The organism is Ruegeria sp. AD91A (assembly GCF_003443535.1).
GTDB lineage: Bacteria > Pseudomonadota > Alphaproteobacteria > Rhodobacterales > Rhodobacteraceae > Ruegeria.
The window spans coordinates 1,011,509-1,036,430 of the sequence record NZ_CP031946.1; the positions used below are offsets into that span (position 1 = coordinate 1,011,509).

Annotated in this window: 20 protein-coding genes; 14 read left to right on the forward strand and 6 right to left on the reverse strand. The window is 56.6% G+C overall.

Annotated features, from left to right (window positions below):
• Positions 1-52: 52 nt before the first annotated feature.
• From D1823_RS05085 to D1823_RS05125, 9 genes are read left to right on the forward strand one after another with little or no spacing between them, the layout of a single operon-like run.
• Positions 53-565, forward strand: coding sequence for a TRAP transporter small permease (locus D1823_RS05085; RefSeq protein WP_117868902.1), 513 nt, complete (start codon positions 53-55; stop codon positions 563-565).
• 11 nt (positions 566-576) lie between these two features.
• On the forward strand, positions 577-1,905 hold the full coding sequence (locus D1823_RS05090) for a TRAP transporter large permease (RefSeq protein ID WP_117868903.1): 1,329 nt from the start codon (positions 577-579) through the stop codon (positions 1,903-1,905).
• A gap of 12 nt (positions 1,906-1,917) precedes the next feature.
• Complete coding sequence (gene hisD, locus D1823_RS05095) at positions 1,918-3,225, forward strand: histidinol dehydrogenase (RefSeq protein WP_117868904.1); 1,308 nt, start codon at positions 1,918-1,920, stop codon at positions 3,223-3,225.
• On the forward strand, positions 3,218-3,979 hold the full coding sequence (locus tag D1823_RS05100) for an SDR family NAD(P)-dependent oxidoreductase (RefSeq protein WP_117868905.1): 762 nt from the start codon (positions 3,218-3,220) through the stop codon (positions 3,977-3,979). The genes hisD and D1823_RS05100 overlap by 8 nt, the downstream gene beginning before the upstream one ends.
• On the forward strand, positions 3,976-4,956 hold the full coding sequence (locus D1823_RS05105) for a zinc-binding dehydrogenase (RefSeq protein ID WP_117868906.1): 981 nt from the start codon (positions 3,976-3,978) through the stop codon (positions 4,954-4,956). Before D1823_RS05100 ends, D1823_RS05105 begins: the two co-directional genes overlap by 4 nt.
• Positions 4,957-4,979: 23 nt before the next feature.
• Positions 4,980-5,390 (forward strand): universal stress protein, encoded by a 411-nt coding sequence (locus D1823_RS05110; protein ID WP_117868907.1) that lies wholly within the window; start codon positions 4,980-4,982, stop codon positions 5,388-5,390.
• Positions 5,391-5,439: 49 nt separating this feature from the next.
• Complete coding sequence (comD, locus tag D1823_RS05115) at positions 5,440-5,946, forward strand: sulfopyruvate decarboxylase subunit alpha (RefSeq protein ID WP_117868908.1); 507 nt, start codon at positions 5,440-5,442, stop codon at positions 5,944-5,946.
• A complete protein-coding gene (comE, locus tag D1823_RS05120) occupies positions 5,943-6,497 on the forward strand; it encodes a sulfopyruvate decarboxylase subunit beta (RefSeq protein ID WP_117868909.1) in 555 nt (184 codons plus the stop codon). The genes comD and comE overlap by 4 nt, the downstream gene beginning before the upstream one ends.
• Positions 6,497-7,603 (forward strand): alpha-hydroxy acid oxidase, encoded by a 1,107-nt coding sequence (locus D1823_RS05125; RefSeq protein WP_117868910.1) that lies wholly within the window; start codon positions 6,497-6,499, stop codon positions 7,601-7,603. The genes comE and D1823_RS05125 overlap by 1 nt, the downstream gene beginning before the upstream one ends.
• A 52-nt stretch (positions 7,604-7,655) precedes the next feature.
• On the opposite strand, the gene D1823_RS05130 is transcribed toward D1823_RS05125, so the two are convergent.
• The gene (locus tag D1823_RS05130; protein ID WP_117872748.1) at positions 7,656-9,701 is read right to left on the reverse strand and encodes an ASKHA domain-containing protein; all 2,046 of its coding nucleotides are present in this window, start codon (positions 9,699-9,701) and stop codon (positions 7,656-7,658) included.
• 217 nt (positions 9,702-9,918) lie between these two features.
• On the opposite strand from D1823_RS05130, the gene guaB reads away from it, so the two are divergent.
• From guaB to D1823_RS05145, 3 genes are all read left to right on the forward strand, one after another.
• The gene (gene guaB / locus D1823_RS05135) at positions 9,919-11,367 is read left to right on the forward strand and encodes an IMP dehydrogenase (RefSeq protein ID WP_117868911.1); all 1,449 of its coding nucleotides are present in this window, start codon (positions 9,919-9,921) and stop codon (positions 11,365-11,367) included.
• Positions 11,368-11,460: 93 nt separating this feature from the next.
• The gene (locus tag D1823_RS05140) at positions 11,461-12,618 is read left to right on the forward strand and encodes an RsmB/NOP family class I SAM-dependent RNA methyltransferase (RefSeq protein ID WP_117872749.1); all 1,158 of its coding nucleotides are present in this window, start codon (positions 11,461-11,463) and stop codon (positions 12,616-12,618) included.
• A gap of 109 nt (positions 12,619-12,727) precedes the next feature.
• Positions 12,728-15,019 carry an ATP-binding protein gene (locus D1823_RS05145; RefSeq protein WP_117868912.1) on the forward strand — a complete coding sequence of 764 codons (2,292 nt, stop codon included), beginning with the start codon at positions 12,728-12,730 and terminating at the stop codon, positions 15,017-15,019.
• Between the two features lie 5 nt (positions 15,020-15,024).
• Here D1823_RS05145 and D1823_RS05150 read toward each other — a convergent pair whose 3' ends face one another.
• Positions 15,025-15,618: a sulfotransferase family 2 domain-containing protein gene (locus D1823_RS05150; RefSeq protein ID WP_117868913.1), complete on the reverse strand. Its 594-nt coding sequence runs from the start codon at positions 15,616-15,618 to the stop codon at positions 15,025-15,027.
• Positions 15,619-15,810: 192 nt separating this feature from the next.
• Here D1823_RS05150 and recA point away from each other — a divergent pair, with 192 nt between their 5' ends.
• The gene (gene recA / locus D1823_RS05155; protein ID WP_117868914.1) at positions 15,811-16,878 is read left to right on the forward strand and encodes a recombinase RecA; all 1,068 of its coding nucleotides are present in this window, start codon (positions 15,811-15,813) and stop codon (positions 16,876-16,878) included.
• Positions 16,879-17,128: 250 nt separating this feature from the next.
• Here the strand turns inward: recA and D1823_RS05160 are convergent, their stop codons facing one another.
• The 4 genes from D1823_RS05160 to D1823_RS05175 form a co-directional block, all read right to left on the reverse strand.
• Positions 17,129-17,974 carry a hypothetical protein gene (locus D1823_RS05160; protein ID WP_205511927.1) on the reverse strand — a complete coding sequence of 282 codons (846 nt, stop codon included), beginning with the start codon at positions 17,972-17,974 and terminating at the stop codon, positions 17,129-17,131.
• A 76-nt stretch (positions 17,975-18,050) separates the two neighbouring features.
• Positions 18,051-19,697, reverse strand: a complete 1,647-nt coding sequence (locus D1823_RS05165) for an arylsulfatase (protein ID WP_117868915.1) — start codon at positions 19,695-19,697, stop codon at positions 18,051-18,053.
• A gap of 548 nt (positions 19,698-20,245) precedes the next feature.
• Positions 20,246-20,878, reverse strand: coding sequence for a hypothetical protein (locus D1823_RS05170; RefSeq protein WP_117868916.1), 633 nt, complete (start codon positions 20,876-20,878; stop codon positions 20,246-20,248).
• Positions 20,854-21,534 carry a hypothetical protein gene (locus tag D1823_RS05175; RefSeq protein ID WP_117868536.1) on the reverse strand — a complete coding sequence of 227 codons (681 nt, stop codon included), beginning with the start codon at positions 21,532-21,534 and terminating at the stop codon, positions 20,854-20,856. The genes D1823_RS05170 and D1823_RS05175 overlap by 25 nt, the downstream gene beginning before the upstream one ends.
• Positions 21,535-22,248: 714 nt before the next feature.
• On the opposite strand from D1823_RS05175, the gene alaS reads away from it, so the two are divergent.
• On the forward strand, positions 22,249-24,921 hold the full coding sequence (alaS, locus tag D1823_RS05180; protein WP_117868917.1) for an alanine--tRNA ligase: 2,673 nt from the start codon (positions 22,249-22,251) through the stop codon (positions 24,919-24,921).
• Position 24,922: the final 1 nt, after the last annotated feature.

Sequence of the window (24,922 nt, forward strand, 5' to 3'; positions counted from 1 at the left end):
ACAACCCGCCACGACAGGCGCGGGCGTGGCTGTCCTTTCGCCGGAGGATCAGATGACCATTCTTCAAAACATAGACCGGAACGCAGAGCGCTGGTTGCTGCTGGTGTTCTACGTGATGCTGGTTATCACCATGGCCATCGAGGTGTTGCGGCGCGAGATTTTTGCCTATTCGTCGATCTGGGGCGAGGAAATCGTTCGGTATTCCTTCATCTACCTCGCCTGGATTGGTGCCGCGGCTGCGGTGAAAGAACGGGCCCATATCCGGATCGATGTAATCATGCACTACATCGGGCCGCGCCCCAAAGCGCTGCTCTATATATTCGGCGATCTCGTGATGTTCGGCGTGGCCATCATCGCGCTGTACTGGTCGTATGAGGCGGTTCATGTTTCGGCCAAATTCGGTTCGGTCACGGATGGGCTTCGGGTATCGAAAGTCTGGTTCCTTATGGCCGTGCCCACTGGGTTTGCCCTGATGATATGGCGGCTGATCCAATCCTTCCTGCGTGACCTGAAATCTCTTCGTGACGGCACCCCCGTCTTCGAAGGCGACAAGCTGTTTGACTGAGGAGAACACGGATGCTTTGGAACTCCCTCAACCAAACCGTTGAACTGGGCTGGGATTTTTACCTGCCAGTCATCCTGTTCGTTGGTCTGATCGCCTTGGCCGTGCCGGTTTGGGCCGCCATTGGAACAGCCGCGATCGTGATGCTGGTCATGTCCGGGGACCTGCCGCTCAGCCTGGTCGGAGAAAGCCTGTTCACAGGTATCGACGCATTTGCCCTTACGGCTGTGCCATTGTTCATCCTGACCGGGGACGTTTTGGTGCGGACCGGTCTGTCGCGCAAATTCCTTGATGTTGCCGAGGCGCTGACGTGCTTCGCCAAAGGCGGGTTCGGTTCGGCAACGGTTCTGGTCTGTGGTATGTTTGCCGCGATTTCAGGGTCGGATGCTGCCGGGGCGGCGGCGGTTGGTCGGATGACAATCAATCGATTGGTGGAAAGCGGGTATCCGCGCCCCTACGCCTGTGCTCTGGTCGCGGCGGGGGCCTGTACCGGCATCCTGATCCCACCATCGATCGCCTATATCATCATCGGGCTTGTGCTGGGTATATCTGCCTCGACCCTCTTTCTGGCGGCATTGATCCCGGGTCTGGCCATCTTGGTGTCTATCTTGATCACCAACATCATCATGAACCGCCTTTATGCCTACGAGGGCGGCGGCGTGATGACGATGGGTGAATGGCTGTCCAATCTGGGCAAGGCGCTAAAGTCGGGCTGGTACGCATTCATCGTGCCGGGGATCATCTTCTACGGCATTTTTTCGGGTCGCCTGACGCCGACCGAGGCGGGCGCAACGGCCGTTGTTGTCACCATAGTCATGGGCTTCATCCTGCGCACTCTGTCACTGGCAGACTTTCCTTCGATGCTGGTCAGTTCGGCCAAGGTGAACGGGGTAATCCTGCCCATCATCGCCTTTTCGGCCCCACTGGCCGAGGCTCTGGCGATTATGGGTGTTCCTCAAGGGTTCGTGGCATCTGTGACATCAATGACTGACGATCCGTATCTTCTGATCCTGTTGATGATCGGTATCCTGATCGCAGCGGGCTGTGTGATGGAGACAACGCCGAACATCGTGATCCTGGCACCGATCCTGAAACCGCTGGCCGACAATATCGGCATGAATGAAATCCAGTTCTGCATCATGATGATCACCGCGCTGGGAGTGGGCTTTATCACGCCGCCATTGGGTCTGAACCTTTTCGTCGTATCTGGCATTACCGGTGAGTCCATTCTGAAGATTGCCGCGCGGGCCGTTCCTTTCGTATTGACCATGCTCATCGTGGTGATCCTGATCGCCTACGTGCCTGCTGTGTCGACTACCTTGCTTCCTGAAATCTACCAATAGGACCTGCTGAACATGCCTCGTGAATATTTGAAAAAGGCGACTTTAACCGCTCAATCACATGCCTCGGAGGTGCATGATACGGTCAAGACCATCCTTGCCGATATCGAGGCCGGTGGCGATGCCAAGGCGCTGGAATATGCCGTCAAGTTCGACAAGTTCGAAGGAAATGTCCTGATGACGCAGGACGAGATTGATGCAGCCATCGCGCTGGTGCCCGAAAAGCTGAAGGCCGATATCCGGTTTGCCCATGACAACGTTCGGCGCTTTGCGGAAACGCAGAAGGCAACCGTGTCGGACGTACAGATGGAGATCGTTCCCGGTTTCGTTGCGGGGCAAAAGGCGATCCCGGTGGATGCGGCAGGATGCTACGTTCCCGGTGGGCGATACAGCCATATCGCCAGCGCTATTATGACAGTGACAACGGCCAAGGTCGCTGGGTGCCGTCATATCACCGCCTGTTCTCCTCCGCGACCGGGCGAGGGTGTTGCGCCTGCTATTGTCTATGCCGCGCATATTTGCGGAGCCGACAGCATTCTGGCCATGGGCGGTGTACAGGGCGTGGCCGCCATGACCTATGGCCTTTTCGGACTGCCGCGCGCCAATATCCTCGTGGGGCCGGGCAACCAGTTCGTGGCCGAGGCCAAACGCATTCTCTACGGCAAGGTTGGTATCGACATGATCGCGGGCCCGACCGACAGCCTGATCCTGGCCGACAGTTCCGCGGACGCCCATGTGGTGGCAACCGATTTGGTCAGTCAGGCCGAACACGGGTACAACTCGCCCGTCTGGCTGGTGACTGACGATCGCGACCTTGCACAGAAAGTGATGGAGTTGGTTCCGGTTTTGATCAACGATCTGCCAGAGCTGAACCGGGAAAATGCCTCGGCCGCGTGGCGCGACTATGCCGAAGTCATTGTCTGTTCCGACCGTGAAGAGATGGCCGCCTGTTCCGATGAATATGCACCAGAGCACCTGACGGTTCAGGCCGAGGATCTGGATTGGTGGCTGGATCGCTTGACGTGTTATGGCTCGCTGTTTTTGGGCGAAGAGACAACAGTTTCATACGGAGACAAGGCAACCGGGACGAACCATGTTCTACCAACGTCAGGTGCGGCCAGCTATACCGGTGGTTTGAGCGTTCACAAATACATGAAGATCGTCACCTGGCAGCGGGCCACGCGTGAAGGATCGAAATCCATCGCCGAAGCCACCGCACGGATTTCCCGACTGGAAGGTATGGAAGGTCATGCCCGTGCGGCGGATGTGCGTCTGGCCAAGTATTTCCCGGATGAAACGTTCGACCTGACCGCCGATGGATGACCCGCGCGCATTGTTTGACCTGACGGGCCGGGTGGCTTGTATTACCGGCGCCAGTTCGGGGCTGGGGCGGCAGGTGGCGCGGACGCTTGCCGCAGCCGGCGCGAATGTTGTCGGCGTGGCCCGGCGCGGCGACGCCCTGGCGCAGATGCAGGCCGAGATCGGCGACAGCGCAGAAGCGGTGATCGCCGATGTTTCGGATCGTGACGGAATGGGCGAGCTGGTGCAGACGATCAACTCAAAGTTTGGAGCACCGGACATCATTGTACATGCGGCTGGGGTCAACACACGCGAGGCTGCCGACGATGTTACTCCTGAAGGATGGGATACCACGCTTTCCCTGAACCTCAGCGCGCCGTTTTTCCTCAGTCAGGCCATGGTGCCCGAGATGAAAAAGAAGGGGTGGGGGCGTATCGTCAATTTTGCCTCGCTGCAAACAACGCGCGCGTTTCCGGGCGGAATTGCATATGGGGCCACCAAGGCCGGGATCGGGCAACTGACCCGGGCGATGGCCGAGGCATGGTCGCCCTTCGGCATTACCGCCAATGCGATTGGTCCGGGTTTCTTTCCCACCGAACTGACGCAGGCCGTATTCGACGACCCCGAACGCGCAGAGCGGAACGCCGCACAAACCTGCATTGGGCGCAATGGACAGATGCAGGACATCAATGGGCCGATTCTGTTTTTGTGCTCAAAAGCGTCCGACTATGTCACTGGGCAGGTTCTTATGGTTGATGGAGGGTTCACGGCCAAATGAAGGCGCTGGTTTATCAAGGTGTGGAACAGATGGTGTTCGGTGATGTGCCGGATGCCCAACCGGGGGCTTCGGAACACCTTATCCGGGTCGAGGCGGTCGGCATCTGCGGGTCGGACATGCACGCCTATCTAGGCCATGATGCGCGTCGTCCGGCGCCCCTGATCCTTGGGCACGAGGCAGCTGGTGTGATTGTTGACGGGAAACGCGCCGGTGATCGTGTGACAATCAACCCGCTGGTCAGCTGCGGTCAATGCGCGGCCTGCCTTGCTGGTCGTGAAAACCTGTGCCCGGATCGCCAGATCATCTCGATGCCGCCGCGTGAAGGGGCGTTTGCTCAATATGTCACCATGCCTGCCAGCAATCTTGTCGAAGTACCGCAAGGTATTTCGTTTGCCAAAGCTGCGCTGGCTGAACCTTTGGCGGTAAGCTGGCATACTGCCCGTCTAGGGATCGAGGCTCTGCATCCAGGGATGGACCGTCGCGCATTGGTGATCGGCGGTGGGGCCATCGGCCTTGCGGCGGCCTTGGCCTTGCGAGCAATGGGCGTCGACTATGTTACCATCGCGGAACCAAATGAGCTGCGTCGGAACTACTTGGCGAAAATCGAAAGTTTTGCGCTGGAGGGTTCAGCCAAAGGGACTTACCCGTTGGTCATAGACGCTGTGGGATATGCCGTGACGCGGTCAGTTGCCTCGGCCCTGGCCGTGCCGGGGGGCGTGATCGCGCATGTTGGTTTGGGTGAAGATACCGGTGGTCTGGACATTCGTCGGATGACCTTACAGGAAATCACATTCATCGGGACTTACACATACACCGCCAAAGACTTTCGCCAGACGGCTCAGGCTATCTTTGACGGGCGGCTGGGGGCTCTGGATTGGATTGAAGAACGCGCTCTGGCCGACGGCGCGCAAGCGTTTTGCGATATCCGATCTGGCGCTGTGGCCGCACCCAAGATTATCCTGAGGCCCTGGGTATAGAACTGACAGAACTGGAGACCTTCATGTACACGAAAATACTGGTCCCGTTAGCTTTGGATCACGGCATATCGCAACACACGCTGGAAATCGCGCGGGCCATGTCAGGTAAGGGCGCGGAAATAATTGCGCTGCACGTCTACGAGATGCCTCAGGGATCGGTCAGCGCCTATCTGGACAAATCCGTTGTCGCTGAAGGCTTCGAACGGGCCCGTTTGCAATTGCTGCAAAAAGTCGAAGGGCTTGATGGGGTGACGTCCGAGATTGTCAAAGGCCATACCGCGCGCTCTATCATCGACTACGCCAGAAGCAACAATGTCGACTGTATCGTAATCGGCTCGCACAAGCCGGACCTGAGCGACTACTTCTTGGGATCGACCGCCTCGCGCGTCGTCCGTCACGCCCCCTGTGCCGTGCACGTGCACCGAAGGGCCTGAATTCCTCAATCGCGCGTCTAGCGCCCCAAACAGGACCAAAAGCTGGATCATGAACATAGACAAAAAGATCACCGACGATCTGGTGGCGAACGATATCTCGTTTGTCACCACTGTCCCGTGCAAGCAATTGGCAGGTGTCATCGCGGAAATCGATGAGCGTGATGGCATCTATCACATCCCGTCCAACAAGGAAGACGAAGGGATGGGCCTGTGCGCCGGGGCGTGGATGGGCGGCAAGCGACCCGCGATCATCATGCAGAACACCGCGATCGGGGTCACGATCAACACGCTGGCGACGCTGATCCAGTATTACCGGATGCCGCTGCCGATGCTGATCTCGTACCGGGGCGAGCTGCGCGAACCCATTGCCTGCCAGGTCGAGATGGCCGTTCACACCAAGGCGCTGTTGGCTCAGTTGAACATCCCGACCTACCACTTCCACCATCAGGCGGATGTCGAGGAGCTCGACGCGATCCTGAAATACACATTCATGTGCAACAAGCCGGTCGCCATCCTGACCGACGCCAATTTCTGGGGAGGCTATGGCGACCAATGATCCGTTCTGAAATTCTGAAGGAAATCGCTCCGGTCCTGCGGTCTCAACTGGTGGTCTGCAATATCGGCATCCCCAGCCAGGAACTGCATGCCATCGACGACCAGCCAACCAACTTCTACATGCTTGGCACCATGGGGCTGGCGTCCTCGATCGGTCTGGGGCTGGCGCTGTCGCAGCCGAAACCGGTGATCGTGATCGACGGGGATGGCTCGATTCTGACCAATTTGGGCACCCTGCCTACCATCGCAAACAACGTGGCTGACAACTATATCCTGCTGATTGTTGACAATGGCTCTTACGGCTCCACCGGGGATCAACCGACCTATGCGGGGCAGAAGACCTCGCTGGCCAAGATGGCCGAGGCCGCCGGGTGTGAGCGCGTGATCGAATGCGCCGCCGAAGACACCGGACGTGTGCTGCAAGAGGCGCTGGATGCCAAACAGATGACCATCATCGTCAGCAAGTGCGAAAGCGGCAATGCCAAGATGCCGCCGATCACGATGGATCCGGTCGTCATCCGCGACCGATTCATGAAGGCCGTTCAGGCCTGATGGGCGCAAGCGCCATCCACAGCGCCGAGGACGCCCGCCGCTTGGCGCGGCGGCGTCTTCCGTGGATGGTGTTCGACTATATTGATGGTGCGGCCGGGGTCGAGGTGGGTGCCGGTCGCAATCGGTCCGCTTTGGATGCAATGACCTTGCACCCGCGTATCTTGCGAGACGTTAGCAAAAGATCTCTTGCAAGTTCCTTGTTCGACCGGCCCGCGAGACGCCCGTTCGGTATCGCTCCGATGGGCATGTGCAATTTGTCCGCGCCGGGTGCCGACTTGATGCTGGCCCGCATCGCCGCACGCCATGAAGTGCCGCTCGGGGTTTCGACTGTCGCCTCGACCGCGATGGAGGATCTGATCGTCGAAGCTGAAGGCCATGCCTGGTTTCAGCTGTACTTCAGCGGCGATGGCAGCGGCACGTTCAAGCTTGTCGATCGCGCCAAGGCAGCGGGGTACGAGACACTGGTTCTGACCGTGGATGTGCCCGAGGTTGGCCGACGCCCGCGCGAACTGCGCCATGGGTTCAAGATGCCCTTCAAAATGGGTCCCAAGCAGGTGATGGATTTTGCCTTGCACCCTCGGTGGTCCTTGCTGGTCCTGCTGAAAGGCAAGCCGGAAATGGCGAATTTCCTGATGGATGGCTACGATTTCGACCGGACCGAAAGCCGCGCCAAGGCCACGTGGGAGACATTGGCCCGCCTGCGCGATCAGTGGGCCGGGAAGCTGGTGGTCAAAGGCGTATTGGATGCAGGCGACGCGCAAAGGCTCAAGTCAGCAGGCGTGGACGCCATTCAGGTCTCAAGCCATGGTGCACGCCAGTTGGAAAGTGCTCCCGCGCCGATCACGGTTCTGCCCGAGATCCGCAAGGCCGTGGGTCCGGATTACCCGCTTTTCTACGACAGTGGGTTGCGCTCGGGTGAAGACGTGCTCAAGGCACTTTCTAGCGGGGCGGACTTTGCCTTTTTCGGTCGCATCCTTCAATTTGCAATAGCGGCCGAAGGCGAAGCGGGCCTTGAACAGCTATGGTCGGTACTCAGCGAAGAAATGAGCATCGCCATGGCCCAACTAGGCGTCACGTCGCTGGACGAGGTCCGACGCAACGCCTGATATGGGTGAGGACAATGACCCGAGGTTTCCCACGGGTCACTGAACTGTCGGTTTAACTGCGGCGCCTGCGACGACGTCCGCCACCTGCTTCGGTCTCGCCGCCGGTGTTGAAGCTTGGATTGGGCAGTGTGACAACCTGGGCCAGTTCCGGGAACGGGTCGGTCTTGTGCGGGATCGCATTGGCGGCCACGAAATGATCCTGAAACTTCGGCTCGATGGCGGTTTCGATCTTGGTGATCTCGCGCACGACGCGTTCGATCTCGGCGCGCGATCCGATATTGCACAGCGCGATACGCGCGCCGGTACCTGCGGCGTTGCCCGCGCTCGAGACTTTCTCCAGCGGCGCATCTGGTATCATTCCCAGCACCATGGCGTGTTTGGTCGAGATATGCGCGCCGAACGCACCGGCCAGAACCACGCGATCCACCTTTTCGACATTCATTTCGTCCATCAGCAGGCGTGCACCTGCGTACAAAGCGGATTTCGCAAGTTGGATGGCGCGGATGTCACCCTGCGTGACGGTGATGCGGGGGCCACCTTCGGCGCTGGCGTCGTGGATCAGATAGGCGTGTGTGCGACCTTCAGGCACGCAGCGGGCCGTACCGGTCTGTTCCGCCGATCCGATCAGACCACTTTCGTCCAGCAGGCCAGCGATACGCATCTCGGCCACTGCCTCGATGATTCCGGATCCGCAGATGCCCGTGATCCCGGTTGTGGCGATCTCCTGATCAAAGCCATCTTCGTCAGACCACTTCTCGGACCCGATGACGCGGAACCGGGGTTCCTTGGTGACAGGGTCGATCTCGATTCTCTCGATTGCGCCGGGCGCAGCGCGCTGGCCAGAACTGATCTGAGCGCCTTCGAAGGCAGGCCCGGTGGGCGAAGAACAGGCGAGTACGCGGCTGGTATTGCCCAGCAGGATTTCGGCGTTGGTGCCCACGTCGACGATCAGAACCAGATCTTCGGACTTGCCGGGTTCTTCGGACAGGGCAACGGCCGCGCAATCTGCGCCCACATGGCCCGCGATACAGGGCAGGATGTAGACCTGCGCGCGTGGATTCATGGTTGTCAGATCCATCTCGCGCGCGGGCAGCGACATGCTTTCCGACGTTGCCAGCGCAAACGGCGCCTGACCCAGTTCCACCGGGTCCAGCCCCAGCAGCAAGTGATGCATGACCGGGTTGCAGACGAACACCGTTTCCACGATCAGAGAGGTGTCAATGCCTGCCTCTTCGGCAATCGATGTGGCCAGGTCGTTGATCGCCTCGCGCACTGCCTTGGTCATTTCCCGATCGCCGCCGGGGTTCATCATGGAATACGAAACGCGGCTCATCAGGTCTTCACCAAAGCGGATCTGTGGATTCATGAGGCCAGAGGAAGCCTTGACCTCGCCGGTTTCCAGATCGGTCAGATGTGCGGCGATTGTGGTCGAGCCAAGGTCGATGGCCAGACCATACAGCCCGCCTTCATGCAGGCCGGGCCAGATTTCGACGATACGCGCCACGCTGTCCTTGTGACCTTTGTGAACCGCCACGGTGACTTCCCATTTACCCTTGCGCAGAACCGGTTGAAGTTTGGACATCAACGACAGGTCCGCCGTGACGGCTTCGATGTCCCACTGCTCGCGCAACGCCCGCTCCAGCCGTTCCAGATCGCCGGTGGGCGAGTGCATGTCGGGCTCTTCCACCACAACGAAATAAAGGCGTGTGGCCGGGTCCATCGTGATGGCGCGTGCGGCGGCCGCCTTGCGAACGACCTGACGATGTACCTGGCTTTCCGGCGGTACGTCGATCACCACGTCGCCCTGAACAGAGGCCTGGCAGCCCAGACGGCGGCCCGGTTTCAAACCGCGCTTGTCGTCATAACGCTGTTCAACCGCGTTCCATGCGCTCAGCGCGCCCTCGGACACCGTGACGCCGTGCTTGGGAAATTCGCCATAGCTGGGTGTGATCTGGCACTTTGAACAGATGCCGCGGCCCCCACAGACCGAATCCAGATCCACCCCCAATTGACGGGCTGCCGTCAGAATAGGGGTGCCGACGGGGAAGTGCCCACGTTTTCCGGACGGGGTGAAGACGACAAGAGGGTCGGTGGTCATCAGTGACATACCTTTTCATATTCGCGCGTGTTCCGGGCAAGATATGGGTTTGAGCGCAAAGGGAAAGGGCTATCAGCGGCACGATCTGCACAACGAGCGTCGTTTTCTTCGACTGCTTCGGCAACCAGAGCCACAGAGTTGCCCCCAAGGGCTTTCCCTTTGGTTCAATCCATGTAATAGGGTCACCGCCAAACGGGCTTTTGCATGGGGTATTCAAATGCAGATTCGTGAGGCACTCACCTTTGACGACGTTCTCCTGGTTCCGGGCGCATCTTCTGTGCTTCCGGCAACGGCAGATACCACTACGCGTGTGACGCGCGAGATCACCATGAACATCCCATTGCTGAGTTCGGCCATGGACACCGTGACCGAGGCGCGCATGGCCATTGCCATGGCACAGGCGGGGGGTATCGGTGTCGTTCACAAGAACCTTTCGGTGGATGAACAGGCGCGCGAAGTCCGCCGGGTCAAACGGTTTGAATCCGGTATTGTCTATAATCCCGTGACGTTGCGGGTGGACCAGACATTGGCCGACGCCAACGCGCTGGTGCAGCGCTATAACTTCACCGGTTTTCCGGTCGTGGACGAGCAGGGCCGCGTGGTGGGTATTCTGACCAACCGCGACATGCGCTTTGCAAATTCGGACGATACGCCGGTGCACGCGATGATGACTTCGGAAAATCTGGCGATGCTGCAGGAACCTGCCGATCTGGAAGAAGCCAAAAGCCTGATGCGGGCTCGTCGGATCGAAAAGCTGCTGGTTGTGGATGGTGGCGGTAAGCTGACTGGTCTTCTGACGCTGAAAGATACAGAGCAGGCCGTTTTGAACCCAACCGCGTGCAAGGACCGTCTGGGTCGCTTGCGGGTTGCTGCCGCGACGTCGGTCGGCGATGCCGGTTTCGAACGGTCCGAGCAATTGGTGGATTCGGGTGTCGACATCATCGTCGTTGATACCGCTCATGGTCATTCTCAGGGCGTGCTGGACGCTGTGAGGCGGGTTAAAACCCTGTCGAACGAGGTTCAGATCATTGCCGGAAACGTGGCGACCGGCGAGGCAACCAAAGCGTTGATCGATGCGGGCGCCGACGCGATCAAGGTGGGTATTGGTCCGGGCTCGATCTGTACCACTCGGATGGTGGCAGGCGTTGGTGTTCCTCAGCTGACGGCGATTGGCGATTGTGCGGCAGCAGCGGGCGATGTTCCGGTCATTGCTGATGGTGGCATCAAGTTCTCGGGTGACTTTGCAAAGGCGATTGCAGCCGGTGCATCCTGTGCCATGGTCGGGTCGATGATTGCAGGCACCGACGAAAGCCCGGGTGAGGTGATCCTGTATCAGGGTCGTTCGTTCAAATCCTATCGCGGGATGGGCAGTCTGGGCGCAATGGCGCGCGGATCCGCGGATCGCTATTTCCAGAAGGACGCGGCCAATGACAAACTGGTGCCCGAAGGCATCGAAGGGCAGGTGCCCTACAAAGGCTCTGCCAGTGCCGTGATCCACCAGCTTGTTGGCGGCTTGCGTGCTGCGATGGGTTACACGGGCTGCGCAACTGTTGAAGAGATGCGCAAGAACTGCAACTTCGTGAAGATCACGGGCGCGGGTCTAAAAGAAAGCCACGTGCATGATGTACAGATTACACGTGAGAGCCCGAACTACCGGGTAATGTAAGTCATTGAACAAGATACACGGCACCCACGACCGGGTGTCGTGCTGTCAATTGGATCGGCCCATCGAGGCCTGTTTCTGCCGAGGTATTTCGCGATGACGCCCGCTGCCCGAGTTCAGGCCTCGATTGAAATTCTAGATGACATCCTGTCTGGCGCCCCGGTGGAAAAAGCTCTGACAGGCTGGGCGCGGTGCAGTCGCTTTGCCGGATCCAAGGATCGAGCGGCCATTCGCGATCACGTATTCGACGCGTTGCGACGCCAGCGCTCGTACGCGGCGTTGGGAGGGTCCGATACCGGACGCGGTTTGATGATCGGTGCGACGCGTGCGTCAGGCGGTGATCTGGCCGAGTTGTTCACCGGCAATCGTCACGCTCCGATGCCGGTTCAGGAAACGGAAACGGCGCGGGATTTCGCGTCCGAAGCCGAGAAATATGACATTCCGGAGTGGCTTTGGCCTCGGTTTGCTGCCTCTCTGAACGACGCTTTGGTTCCTTGTGCAATGTCTTTGCAGAACCGGGCACCCGTTCATTTACGGGTCAACTTCCATAAAACCGATCCGAACGATGCCATCGAAGCCTTGAAGTCCGAGGGTATTGTCGCCCATCCGGTTCAGATTTGCCGCACTGCCCTTAAAGTGACAGAAGGGGCCCGGCGCATTGCCCAAAGCCAGGCTTATGCCCGGGGCCTGATCGAGCTTCAGGACGCCGCAAGCCAGGCTGTTGTGGCCTCGCTGGATCTGCGGCCGGGAATGCGTGTTCTAGATTATTGCGCGGGTGGCGGTGGCAAGGCGCTGGCTCTGGCAGCATACGAGGGCGTTGAGGTGTTCGCGCATGATGTGAATCCTGGCCGAATGAAAGACATCCCGACCCGGGCAGAGCGAGCAGGAGCAAAGATAACCACCCTGAACACCGCTGCACTTTCGGGTCTTGATCCGTTTGATGTGGTTTTGGTGGATGCTCCGTGCTCTGGCAGTGGATCCTGGCGACGGGCACCAGCCGGGAAATGGGCGTTGACCGAGGAACGGCTGCGGGAACTCACGATCATTCAGGCTCGTGTTTTATCTGACATAGCGCCTTTGGTGCGACCGGGCGGCCTGTTGGCTTACGCAACTTGTTCGGTTCTGATGGACGAAAACGGTTCGATCATAGCCGATTTTCTGGAACGCCATTCCGGGTGGAGAGAAACCTACCGGAAGGCGTGGCACGTAACACACGAATCTGATGGGTTCTTCACGTCGCACTTGACGCGCTAAGTTTTCGGGAAATAACAACCTAGGGTGGACGGCCGCACTTCGAACACCGTTAAGCGGGTATTAACCAATTTTGGCCGTTATAGCCGATAACTTTGCGCCCGAGCCGTTTATGTCTGACACAGCAGAATTTTTCAGTGACCCTTCCCTTGTCCAAACGCCCTCTGCCTCTCGTCTTTGGTCGTTGGTGGGGTTGGCATTATTGATCAGTTTCGCACCTGTGGTCGGGCTGCTGCCACCGGATTGGACCATGGGCATGATGGTCGCGGGAATGTCCGTTCTGTTCGTAACGTTGTGCGTCGTGATCAAGGGTCAGGTTGCTGCCAGGCAAGCGCAACAAGCCACTGCCGTAATGGCCGCCTTTGTGGAACAGGAAGAATCACCTTTCCTGATCGCCAATGCCTATGGCGACATTCTGGCGTCCAACACACCAGCACGAAACCAGTTTGGGGCGGCAAAAGGAGCCAGCCTTGCATGCTGCCTCGGATCAACTTTCCCAAACCCTCAGGTGGTTTTGTTGAGGTTGCAATCTCAGGCCCGATCACTCGGGCGGGCTAAGGAAGACTACTGGATCAGGGGAAACACGAACAGTGTAACTGTGCTTCAATTGGCCCCCGACATTTTTTGCTGGCGGTTTCACCAGTCAGACCATGGAAGCTGGCAGTCGATCAATTTGCCGGTTCTGACAATAGGATGCGCGAATGATGTGGTGTGTCCAAATCCGGCGGCAAAAAGGTTGCTTGGGTCCCGTCCCGGTGGTGTTCGCGACATCTTCTGTGATGCTGACCCACAGATCGGAACTTCGAACATAATCAAGTCACTGGACGGGATGATTCAGGTTGCTGTGACTGAACTTTCCCGTACCAGCAAAGAGCGAAGCCTTGGTTTGGTGCCGCTCATCCAGACTCCGGCACCCGGGGCCAGTTCGTCTTTTGCAGACCTTCCGGTTCCGGTTCTTACTCTTTCTCCCGAGGGGGCCATTCTGAATGCCAACAGGTTGGCGAATAAGCTGCTGGGAAACGAAAACCTCGAAGGCACCAATATCACTTATATCATGCGGGGCCTGGGGCGCCCCATTCTGGACTGGCTTGCGCGCACAGCCTCGGAAGAAAAAGCCCAACGTTCTGAGTTTCTTCAGTTGACCAGAAAAGACAAAGAGATCTTTGTGCAGGTCACGTTGAGCCGTGTTGTTGTTGATGGCAAGATTTCTCTGATTGCGGTTCTGAATGATGCGACCGAGTTGAAAACTCTGGAAGCTCAATTCGTTCAAGGGCAGAAAATGCAAGCTGTGGGCCAGCTGGCTGGCGGGGTTGCACATGATTTCAACAACCTGCTGACAGCCATTTCCGGGCACTGCGATCTGCTATTGTTGCGCCACGATCAGAATGACCCGGACTACGGGGATCTGGTGCAGATCAATCAGAACGCCAACCGGGCCGCTGCGTTGGTCAGCCAGCTTCTCGCATTCTCGCGCAAACAGACCCTCAGGCCCGAAGTTCTGGATTTGCGGGACACGATCTCGGACCTAATTCACTTGTTGAACCGGTTGGTTGGCGAGAAAGTTCAACTGACTCTCAGCCATGATCCAGTATTAAAGCCGGTTCGGGCGGACAAACGGCAGTTGGAACAGGTGCTGATGAACCTGGTCGTCAACGCGCGCGACGCCATGCCGGACGGGGGCGAAATACGTATCGAGACCGAGGTGTTGAACCTGACGCAACCGCTCAGTCGCGACAGGGCAACCGTAAAGCCTGGGGAGTACGTTACGGTCAGGGTCGTGGACAGCGGTGTAGGGATACCTTGCGACAAACTGCAAAAGGTTTTCGAACCCTTCTACACGACAAAGCGCACGGGTGAGGGCACGGGACTCGGGCTTTCGACGGCCTACGGCATCGTCAAGCAGACAGGCGGTTTCATCTTTGTAGACAGCGCTGTGGATCGAGGCACCGAATTCACGGTATTCCTGCCGGTTTGTGCCACGGTGGCAGAAGCTGAGCAGGACTCTCCGGCTCAACCCGAAGCACAAAGTGCGCGCCAAGGAGAAGGCGTGGTACTTCTGGTTGAAGACGAAGCTCCGGTCCGCGCCTTCGCGACCCGGGCCTTGCGGCTTAAAGGCTATACCGTGCTGGAGGCGGATTCGGCCGAGGAAGCATTGCGCCTTCTGGAGGATTCGACTTTGAACGTTGATGTATTTGTAACGGATGTGGTCATGCCCGGCATGGATGGGCCGACCTGGGTGCGGAAAGCTCGGGAAACACGCCCGGATGCCCGTGTGGTCTTCGTATCGGGTTATACCGAAGGCGCGTTTGGGGATTCAGGACCCGAAATCGCCAATTCGACCTTCCTGCCCAAGCCGTTTTCACTCAACCAGTTGACCGAAGCGGTTTTTCAGCAGCTGAATTGATCTTCTTACAAGGCTGCGTCGTGGAGCGCGAATTCCTCTGCGTGCCTTCTTCGAAATCTCTGCAGAGTCTCGGGCGTCAGTGTCAGGTCACCCGATGGTGACACATTCTCATGTGGCAGGTCGATTTGTACATTCAGACGCGCTTGCAAGAAGTCGAGAATTTTGCCCTGATGCTCATATTTGAAGATATGAGTGGCGCCTCGACCATTGCTGCGGGTACGGAAAAACTGGCTTTGGCTGCCAACATCGGCAAAATCTGGGCGCGGATTTGTCATATAGGCCTGCAAGAACGCGTCAAAATTCATGTCTCCGGTTGATTGGGCGTGGCCGGTCAGGTCTGCGCGACTGCGAAATCGATACCAGCTACCCAGCCAGTCTACGGGTTCGCGAACTACAGCCATGATTTCCATCTCGGTATCGTACATCTTCAGAAAAATATTCTGGAAAAACCGATCATATCTGCGCACCGGAGCGTGCTTTAGCTCTGGCGGGTGCGTGACGACAAGGTCAGCGCGATCCCGCAACGCCTTGTGATACGCCGTGCTGCCGGTTTTAGGAACAGCAAGGAAGGCAAGGCGTTCCTCAAAGAAAACAAGCATTTAATTGCTCCAACTGTCACACGGCTATGCGCGCAGATTGTCGTAAACGACTCCTTAACACAATTGCAGAAGACTAAATCCTGTAAGTTTTTATTGAAATGTTCTCTTTTTGGTCCCATAAGGAACAAGAGGCGAACAAAGCAGCGATTGCCGCCCGATCAAGGGTGTGACAAAAGGGAAGGCGACAGGATAATGGCGGATCTTCTGACAATGAGCGACAAGAAAAACGCAGACAAGCAAAAGGCGCTCGACAGTGCGCTGGCCCAGATCGAACGGCAGTTCGGCAAAGGCTCGATCATGAAGCTGGGCGAAGGTGCCACGCAGGATATCGAAGCGAGCTCGACCGGCTCGCTCGGGTTGGATATTGCGTTGGGAATCGGCGGCCTGCCGATGGGGCGGATTGTCGAGATTTACGGCCCGGAGAGCTCGGGCAAGACGACTCTGACGCTGCATTGTATCGCGGAACAACAAAAACGCGGCGGCGTCTGTGCCTTTGTTGATGCCGAACACGCGCTGGATCCGCAATATGCCCGCAAGCTGGGCGTTGATCTGGACGAACTTCTGATCTCGCAGCCCGATACCGGTGAGCAAGCGCTGGAAATCACCGATACGCTTGTGCGTTCTGGTGCGGTCAACATGGTCGTGGTCGATTCGGTTGCGGCGCTGACACCGAAATCCGAACTGGAAGGCGACATGGGGGACAGCAGTGTTGGCGTACAGGCCCGTCTGATGAGTCAGGCGATGCGGAAGCTGACGGGTTCGATCAGCCGCTCAAACTGCATGGTCATTTTCATCAACCAGATCAGGATGAAAATCGGCGTTATGTTTGGTAGCCCCGAGACAACGACTGGCGGTAATGCACTGAAATTCTACAGTTCGGTCCGTCTAGACATCCGCCGCATCGGCGCGATCAAGGACCGGGATGAAGTCGTCGGCAACCAGACCCGCGTCAAGGTTGTGAAGAACAAGGTTGCGCCACCCTTCAAGCAGGTGGAATTCGACATCATGTATGGTGAAGGCATCAGCAAGATGGGCGAACTTCTGGATCTGGGTGTCAAAGCCGGTGTGGTCGAAAAGTCTGGATCGTGGTTCAGTTACGGTGACGAGAGGATCGGGCAGGGTCGTGAGAACGCTAAACAATACCTGCGTGACAACAGCCGCATAGCGTTGGACATCGAAGACAAGATTCGTGCGGCTCATGGGCTGGACTTTGACATGCCGCCGAGTGCCGCCGAGGATGATGACATCCTCGAAGCCTAACAGCCGCTGACCGGAGGCTGGGTTGTTTCCGGTTTTGCATTGAGAAGACGATAAAAGAGGCGGCCCGTCGGGCCAAGGCCCTATAGGTAAATCTTGAAAGAGGCTGAGAGTTCAGCCTCTTTTTCTTTTTTGCTCCGATTGAGACGATGAAAAATTGACACCAACTGACAGGCATTGGATTTTGGTGCAGCGAAAGACCTCACAACGCGAGAGCGGCCGACATGGAGGTAGTTGGAAAAAGGCATTACCTTCAAAATTGAGTATTGAAGCCAGCAAAGATCTGCCATTTTGCCTGCCCTGGCCCTTTGCTCGCAACTGAGTACTGCGGTTCGACAAAGACGTTGTAGGTGATGTCCTTCTTTTTGAACACTTGCCCTATACCCAAGCCGATTGGCACATTATAGCTGTCCGATTCAAAATCGTAGGTCATTATTGGCGCTGACCTTAGGTATGTCCCTCCACCGAGTTGGTAGAACAGAAAAGGTTGAAAAGCTCCGATATTTACATCCTTTGCATCACTGTCTCCGGCAAAACTGGCTTGCCAAGTCAGAAGGTAACCGTATTGGAATATCGGTGACGACGCGTTGAACAATACGTTCGCGATACCGGCTGACCATTTTTTAGATCCAGACCCATCGGTCGAACCTGTTGGCGCGGTTAATTGAGGACCAACACCAAAGCTAACAGCCGGATTTCCAATATCTATAAGGTAAGCGGCAAAAACGTTGAGGTCACCAACGCCCGTCGTTTTACCACTTTGTGCCGGGAATGAATTTAAAGGCAAAGAGGCCCGCAGAACCCAATTTGTGTTCCCCAAGCTCATAGGTTGCGCATACCTGAGCCAAAACTGATTGCCAGTTTGGTCCGTTCCGGAAATATCGCCAATATAATAGTTCTGAACGTTGACCGCTTTGAAATTTGCCAGCGGATTATTCGCCTGAGCTGCTGCTGAGGCCGCGTCGTTCTCCTGTGCAACCACAGGATTACCTGTTGCAGTAGATACTCCCAGAAAGACGAAAAGGCTAAAGAAGAACCTGGCAAGGAAATTCCGGGTCGAAGTTACATTTGTACCTGAAGCCTTCAGATTGGTCTGCACCTTGCTACTCCCTGACCCACTCGACTGCGTCATCGAAGTGTCGAGGCGTCGCATGGCGACGCCCCAACCATTTGCATCAATTCCCGGTTGGAAGGCTCAGCGAGAACCCGTCTTTTTCCAGTTGGTCCCGGATGTTCTGGAAACGCTGGTAACCAGTGAGCGTGATCGGACCTGCGTAGGATTCGCTCTGTACAGGGCGCGGCGGGAATTCGATGTAGGTTTTTACCAGTCGATCAAGCTCACCGGCCAGTGTCGGCAACGTCCAGGTGTTCTCACGCCCGGTGGTCATGAAGATGTCATAGCGCTCCATCGGATCCTCCCACAGGTTGAACACCTGCGGCACAGTTGCGATGTATTTCTCTGCACCACGCCATCCTAGTTCGGCCGCCGGGGATTCGGAGCCGGCCCGCGCGCCGTTGTCGCCACGCATGTTGAAGACAGCCTTCCATTCGTTAACACGTATGGCACCTGGTGTGAGCTCGTTTTCGGTGAAATACGCCCAAGAGTATCGCTGCGGATCAGCCTCTCCGAACAGAACCGGCGCCATGTCGATGCTGTCAAAGATTGTGGGCTGACCTTCCCGGTCTTCGGTTGGCAGTGGCACTCCAGCAAGGCTGGCAAAAGTGGCCATCAAGTCAGTACCACCGGTAATGTCGCTCGACTTCGAATCCGGCGCAATTTTTCCTGTCCATTTGGCGAAGAACGGTACGCGGTACGCTCCTTCCCGGTCGGTTCCCTTAGTGCCGCGAAACGGTGTCATGCCGGCATCAGGATGCACGTCCTGCCACGCGCCATTATCGACAGTGTAAATGATCAGGGTGTTTTCCCCAATTCCGAGATCTTCCACCTTGTCGAGGATTTGACCAGTGTGAAAGTCAAGCTCGACCACCTTGTCGCCATACTTGTTCTTTACTGCCGACTTGCCCACAAAATCAGGCGACGGCAGGTTGGGCTGGTGGTTCGCAGCCCAGTTGATAGACATGAAGAACGGCTGGTCCAGGCCAGCAAGACGCTCCAGTTCCGCCACCGCCTTTTCTGCACCGATCTTGTCCAGCGCAGCCAGATCAGCGGTTGTCATGTCTTCAATGGTCAGCACTTCTTTGGCGGGTTCTCCAGCTACACCTTCGAAGACACCAGTGGTGTTCTCTTTGTAAAATGCCCGCTGATCATCGGACATCTGCACATTCCAGTCGTCCAGAGCATATGTGTACGCGTTCAGGTGATACAGGAATGTGTTCTCCATCTTGTCGTAGCCATGGGCAATTGGCATGGCGTATTCTGCTTCACCGAGATGCCACTTACCCATGAAGTAAGTGTTGTATTCAGCCTGCTTCAAAACAGACGCAATCGTCCATTCTGCCGCCGGCAACCCACCACCTTGCCCCTGAAAAGCGACCGTCGTCATGCCCGAGCGGTTCGGGTAACGCCCAGTCTGCATTGCTGCACGCCCCGGCGTGCAAGAGGATTGAGCGTAGAAGTCCGTGAACATCATCCCCTGCTTGGCCATTTGATCAAGGTTGGGGGTGTCCATGCCACGCGCTGCGCCACCATGATATGCGCCAAGATCCCAATACCCGGTATCATCTGATACGATCAGAATGATGTTGGGCTTGCTGCCGTAGGTCGATAGCGATGTCGGATCGAAATCCTGAGCCGTTGCGGAGATCGCAAAGGTACAAAAGAAAGCAGCCAAAGGCGTGGCAACTTGGTGACGTTTAATCATGTTTGTCTCCCCTTCGGGAAAAGAATCAAAGTTAAGAAATTGCGCCCTTTTAACGGTCTATATACCGTGCAGGACACAACGCTCCTTGGGCTATTCCGAATAGCTTCCTATTCTTTTGGGTAGATCAGACTTTCGAAGCGCCGTTTAATCACCCAAAAAAACTAGACGATGCTTCGACTGCCTTTAGATGATCCTGGAGATCGTTATCAGGAACTTCTTGCGTCGTTTTAAAGTCCAAACCAACGATCCACTTATTTGATCGATCTAGCCCACGAATAGGGCTTGTTTTTCCCGCAAATGAGTTTGACCGCCTCATATTCACCGAACGTTGTCAGTGGAAAGCGGCAGAGAACCAACAACTCAAGTTATGATATTTCGATTCTAGAATTTGTCAAAATTTCCTCTTGTACGAACCCAAAAATAGACTTCGTCAAACGTGGAGGAGAAAGAACTGGGCCGACTACTACAGAAAGCGGAGAGAGATATTGGTACGAAAATCTTCGACCGCTCAAATGCTAAAGTAAACAACGGCTTTGCGCTTGACTAGATTAGAAACTGAAGAGATTCCGATCATAGACGAAGCCCTTTGCAATACCGAGCTTCATAGCTGGGCTCTTGTGTTCTTTTACCATGAGGTCGGTGTAGTTATGGGCAAACCTCAGGATATCCACCAGCTTCATGACCATAACCGGATTGTAGTACTGCTTGTAGTACCACAGGCTTTTGCGGCCCGAGGTTGACAAGCCACGCTCAAATCCCATGACCTTGGTCCGTGCCCGAGCGTGATACATGTCTACCGGATGCGTTCCCGCCCGAACTGCGAACTGGGCCATCTGGGCATAGTCTAATCGTGTCGGGTCAGTGCGGAAAATCACCCGCTTATGCGGCTCATTAATGAAGTGGAACGGATAGTGAATGCCGGCCGTTTCAGACTGACCGGTATGATCCATTAGGAGCTCCCTGATATCGGAGAGTGCCATATTGCCAAAGGAGGCTTCCAAAAGGTACTCCATGGCGCCGTCCTGTGGCCTGGAGACAGCCTGATCACCACCTCCAGGCAAGAACCCTGCCTGACGCATCAAATGCTCCGCGCGCTCAAACTCCCTGTTACCATCAGTCACAAACCCCAGGCGCCGCGGATGGCTTTCATTCTTTGCTATGGTGACGTCTGCAATCCGCACCAAGCTCTTCTGCACTTCATTTTAAACACAGCCAAAAAGGCTGAAGAGACACCCGTATCGCGGTCAACTGAAAAGTTCAGCAGTCGATACTTCTTACCGATCTTCTTCTTGAGCAGCATGATATGCGCAAACTCGGCCGCGTCTTGTCGAACCCTCGCGGCCTTCTCAAGGAGCCTGATATCGTCATCAAGCTCTCTAGGCTTTTTGTTACGGTGCCACCTACTTGATTTTGGGTTGGTCGCCTCGTGTCGTTTGCAAATGAACTCGATGTACTCACTGGCAAACCAAATCCGAGCTTTCTCTCGCATAGAACGAGGCTTGTCTTTGTCACCGACAATGTCCATCGCCTTTTCGACGGCAAGCGGGTGAATGTCGGGATCAACATCTGTTGTAGACGCGATGACATACTTGCTATCATTGTGGACGGTGCACATTTGGCGCACTTCTACAAGTTTACGAATACCTTTGTCAGGCCAGTTCACCTGAAGGATATGTGTGTCCGTGGCGAAGTGAGGACTATTTCCTTCAAATACTTCGGGAAGTCGCTTCTCCCGCTCTGCTGCAAAGGCTTGGCATTGCTCGTGGATGAAGTCGATCTTCGAATAGACTTCCGGAAGTGATGTATCGAGGTATCGTGAGATAGCTGAAAGCGTCACGCCATTAACCAGCGATCTAAAGACTTTTCCATTTAGATCTCTACGTTTTTGTCGCCTCGTCGAGCGACCAATCGAAAAGGTCTTCTTGCACGCTCTGCACTGATATCTTGGATCTCCTTTGGCCGTTTTGCCGAACTTTCGATACCGGCTGGGCATCAGCTCAACGGTCGCTCCGTGATTGACACATGCAACACTCGGACAACTTTAATGCTTTGTTCTTCTATTCAGGCGGGAGAGCCTTGCGTATTCTTCCGCCAATGCTTTGTTGGATTTGAGGATGCTAGACCGTCCGCAACTTGGGCAAACATAGGTGCGCTCATCTCCAGACCCGCAGACCTTGCCCCGCGCCAAGTTTGAACCCGGAGTAGCTGGTCGGTCGCGCCCCTCTCTTGGGTCAGGAAATACGCCGTAAAGGTCACAAAGTGGGTTGCGGCAAAAATTGACTCAGAAACCTCCAGGCAGGCGAGGAAGCCGAGTTCTTATTTTGTTCGCAGATTTTGCGAAGCCTTCTCGGGTTCCGGCACGTCACAAGCTCATATTTCTAACGAAAACGACCAGCGGCCTAGCTGCTGGTCGAAAGCTCGTCAACATTTACCTATAGTGGCTTGACGTCGGGCCGCCTTGTTTCATTCGGGCACACCTCTGCTGTGGACACTCCTCTGACGGGGGGATAAACCTGCGGAGACCAAGATTTACGTGCGCCGAGAGAGCCCTATGCCAACCCTGAACGACATCCGATCGACCTTTCTGAACTACTTTGAAAAACAGGGGCATGAGGTCGTGGCGTCCAGCCCGCTGGTTCCGCGCAACGACCCTACGCTTATGTTCGTCAATTCGGGCATGGTGCAGTTCAAGAACCTGTTCACCGGCCTGGAAACACGTGACTACAAGCGCGCCACCACAGCGCAGAAATGTGTGCGTGCTGGCGGCAAGCATAACGACCTCGACAATGTGGGCTACACTGCGCGCCACCATACATTCTTCGAGATGTTGGGGAACTTTTCGTTCGGTGATTACTTCAAACACGAAGCGATCCCGTTCGCGTGGGAACTGATCACCAAGGAATTCGGAATCGACAAGAACCGCCTGCTTGCTACGGTTTATCATACTGATGACGAGGCGTTTGAAATTTGGAAAAAGGTCGGTGTTCCCGAAGACCGGATCATCCGCATCGCCACCAGTGACAATTTCTGGCAGATGGGTCCGACCGGCCCCTGCGGCCCGTGTACCGAAATCTTCTACGATCATGGCGACCACATCTGGGGTGGCCCTCCGGGATCGGCCGAAGAGGATGGCGATCGATTCATTGAAATCTGGAACGTCGTTTTCATGCAGAACGAGCAGTTTGAAGACGGCTCGATGGTCGAACTCGACATGCAATCGATCGATACGGGCATGGGGCTCGAGCGCATCGGTGCATTGTTGCAGGGCAGCCATGACAATTATGACACCGATCTGTTCAAGGCACTGATTGAAGCGTCGGCCGATGCGACTGGCGTGGATCCTTACGGGGATCAGAACGTGCACCACCGTGTGATTGCAGACCACTTGCGTTCGACCTCGTTCCTGATTGCGGATGGCGTGATGCCGAGCAATGACGGCCGCGGTTATGTTCTGCGTCGCATTATGCGTCGTGCCATGCGCCATGCTCACCTGTTGGGCGCCAAGGATCCGGTCATGCACCGACTCGTACCGTCACTCGTACAACAAATGGGTGGGCACTATTCAGAGTTGACCCAGGCACAGCCATTGATTGAAGAGACTTTGTTGCTTGAAGAAACCCGCTTCAAGCAGACGCTGGATCGGGGGCTGAAGCTGCTTGACGACGAAGTATCTGGCCTTTCCGAGAGTGCGCCATTATCCGGTGAAGCGGCCTTTAAGCTGTACGACACTTATGGCTTCCCGCTGGACCTGACTCAGGATGCGCTGCGTGAGAAGGGCCGGACGGTTGATACAGACGGTTTTGACGCGGCGATGGCAAAACAGAAGGCCAAGGCACGAGCTGCCTGGGCGGGGTCGGGTGAAGCTGCTGATCAGGCAGTCTGGTTCGATGTTCTGGATACCGCCGGGGCGACCGACTTCCTTGGCTATGACACCGAGAAGGCTGAAGCTCAGGTTGCTGCTTTGGTTGTTGACGGCGCTTTGGTTGAAAAGATCGATGCGGGTGACAGCGGCTGGGTCGTGGTGAACCAGACCCCATTCTACGGCGAGGCAGGTGGCCAGGTCGGTGACACTGGCGAGTTGCGGCGCCTTGAAGATCGCGATCACCTCAGCCGGGTGGAGGACAGCAGGAAATTCGCCGATGGGAAGGTCTATGCACATAAGGTGACGGTCGTCAGCGGTGCTGTGTCAAAAGGTGATGCTGTCGAGCTGGAAGTCGATCATGCGCGCCGCACTGCAATCCGGGCCAACCACTCGGCCACGCACCTGCTGCACGAAGCACTACGGGAAACGCTGGGCGACCACGTAGCGCAGCGCGGCTCGCTGAATGCGGCCGATCGTTTGCGGTTCGACTTCAGCCATTCCAAAGCGCTGAGTCTTGAGGAAATCCAGAAAGTCGAACGTGAGGTGAACGACTTCATCCGCCAGAACTCGGCTGTCGAGACACGGGTCATGACACCAGATGATGCGCGCAAACTGGGCGCGCAGGCATTGTTCGGTGAAAAATACGGTGACGAGGTTCGTGTTGTTTCGATGGGCAAGGCGTCCACGGGCAAGGGCCATGATGGCGAGACATGGTCGATTGAACTGTGTGGCGGTACCCATGTGCGCCAGACGGGCGACATTGGCACGTTTGTCGTGATGGGGGACAGCGCAAGCAGCGCTGGCGTACGGCGCATCGAAGCGCTGACCGGGGATGAAGCTTTTCGGTACCTTTCGGCGCAGGATCAACGCCTTGCACAGGTGGCGTTGGAACTGAAGGCGCAGCCGGACGATGTGGTGGCACGCGTGAAGAGCCTGTTGGAAGAACGCAAGTCACTGCAGAATGAAGTGGCTCAGTTGCGTCGTGATCTTGCGATGTCCGGCGGGGCCGGGAAGGGTGGTGGCGCCGAGGCACGTGATGTGAACGGAGTGAAGTTCATGGCACAGGCCCTCAGCGGTGTATCCGGGAAAGATCTTCCGGCATTGATCGACGAACACAAGGCTCGACTTGGGTCAGGTGCGGTGCTGCTTATCGCGGATACAGGCGGCAAGGCTGCGGTTGCGGCCGGCGTTACCGAAGACCTGACAGGGACCATTTCGGCGGTCGACCTGGTCAAGGCCGCCGTGGTGGAATTGGGCGGCAAAGGCGGTGGCGGTCGTCCGGATATGGCTCAGGGCGGCGGCAAGGACGCGTCGAATGCGGATGCGGCGATCAAGGCCGCAGAACAGGTTTTGGGAGGATAAG

Bases quoted from the DNA above. Each gene is read 5' to 3' on its own strand.
- D1823_RS05150 (WP_117868913.1), bottom strand. From the start codon at position 15,618: ATGCTTGTTTTCTTTGAGGAACGCCTTGCCTTCCTTGCTGTTCCTAAA.
- D1823_RS05130 (WP_117872748.1), bottom strand. From the start codon at position 9,701: ATGACCACCGACCCTCTTGTCGTCTTCACCCCGTCCGGAAAACGTGGG.
- D1823_RS05105 (WP_117868906.1), top strand. From the start codon at position 3,976: ATGAAGGCGCTGGTTTATCAAGGTGTGGAACAGATGGTGTTCGGTGAT.
- recA (WP_117868914.1), top strand. From the start codon at position 15,811: ATGGCGGATCTTCTGACAATGAGCGACAAGAAAAACGCAGACAAGCAA.
- comD (WP_117868908.1), top strand. From the start codon at position 5,440: ATGAACATAGACAAAAAGATCACCGACGATCTGGTGGCGAACGATATC.
- D1823_RS05125 (WP_117868910.1), top strand. From the start codon at position 6,497: ATGGGCGCAAGCGCCATCCACAGCGCCGAGGACGCCCGCCGCTTGGCG.
- D1823_RS05145 (WP_117868912.1), top strand. From the start codon at position 12,728: ATGTCTGACACAGCAGAATTTTTCAGTGACCCTTCCCTTGTCCAAACG.
- comE (WP_117868909.1), top strand. From the start codon at position 5,943: ATGATCCGTTCTGAAATTCTGAAGGAAATCGCTCCGGTCCTGCGGTCT.
- hisD (WP_117868904.1), top strand. From the start codon at position 1,918: ATGCCTCGTGAATATTTGAAAAAGGCGACTTTAACCGCTCAATCACAT.
- D1823_RS05140 (WP_117872749.1), top strand. From the start codon at position 11,461: ATGACGCCCGCTGCCCGAGTTCAGGCCTCGATTGAAATTCTAGATGAC.
- alaS (WP_117868917.1), top strand. From the start codon at position 22,249: ATGCCAACCCTGAACGACATCCGATCGACCTTTCTGAACTACTTTGAA.
- D1823_RS05090 (WP_117868903.1), top strand. From the start codon at position 577: ATGCTTTGGAACTCCCTCAACCAAACCGTTGAACTGGGCTGGGATTTT.
- guaB (WP_117868911.1), top strand. From the start codon at position 9,919: ATGCAGATTCGTGAGGCACTCACCTTTGACGACGTTCTCCTGGTTCCG.
- D1823_RS05100 (WP_117868905.1), top strand. From the start codon at position 3,218: ATGGATGACCCGCGCGCATTGTTTGACCTGACGGGCCGGGTGGCTTGT.
- D1823_RS05085 (WP_117868902.1), top strand. From the start codon at position 53: ATGACCATTCTTCAAAACATAGACCGGAACGCAGAGCGCTGGTTGCTG.
- D1823_RS05110 (WP_117868907.1), top strand. From the start codon at position 4,980: ATGTACACGAAAATACTGGTCCCGTTAGCTTTGGATCACGGCATATCG.
- D1823_RS05165 (WP_117868915.1), bottom strand. From the start codon at position 19,697: ATGATTAAACGTCACCAAGTTGCCACGCCTTTGGCTGCTTTCTTTTGT.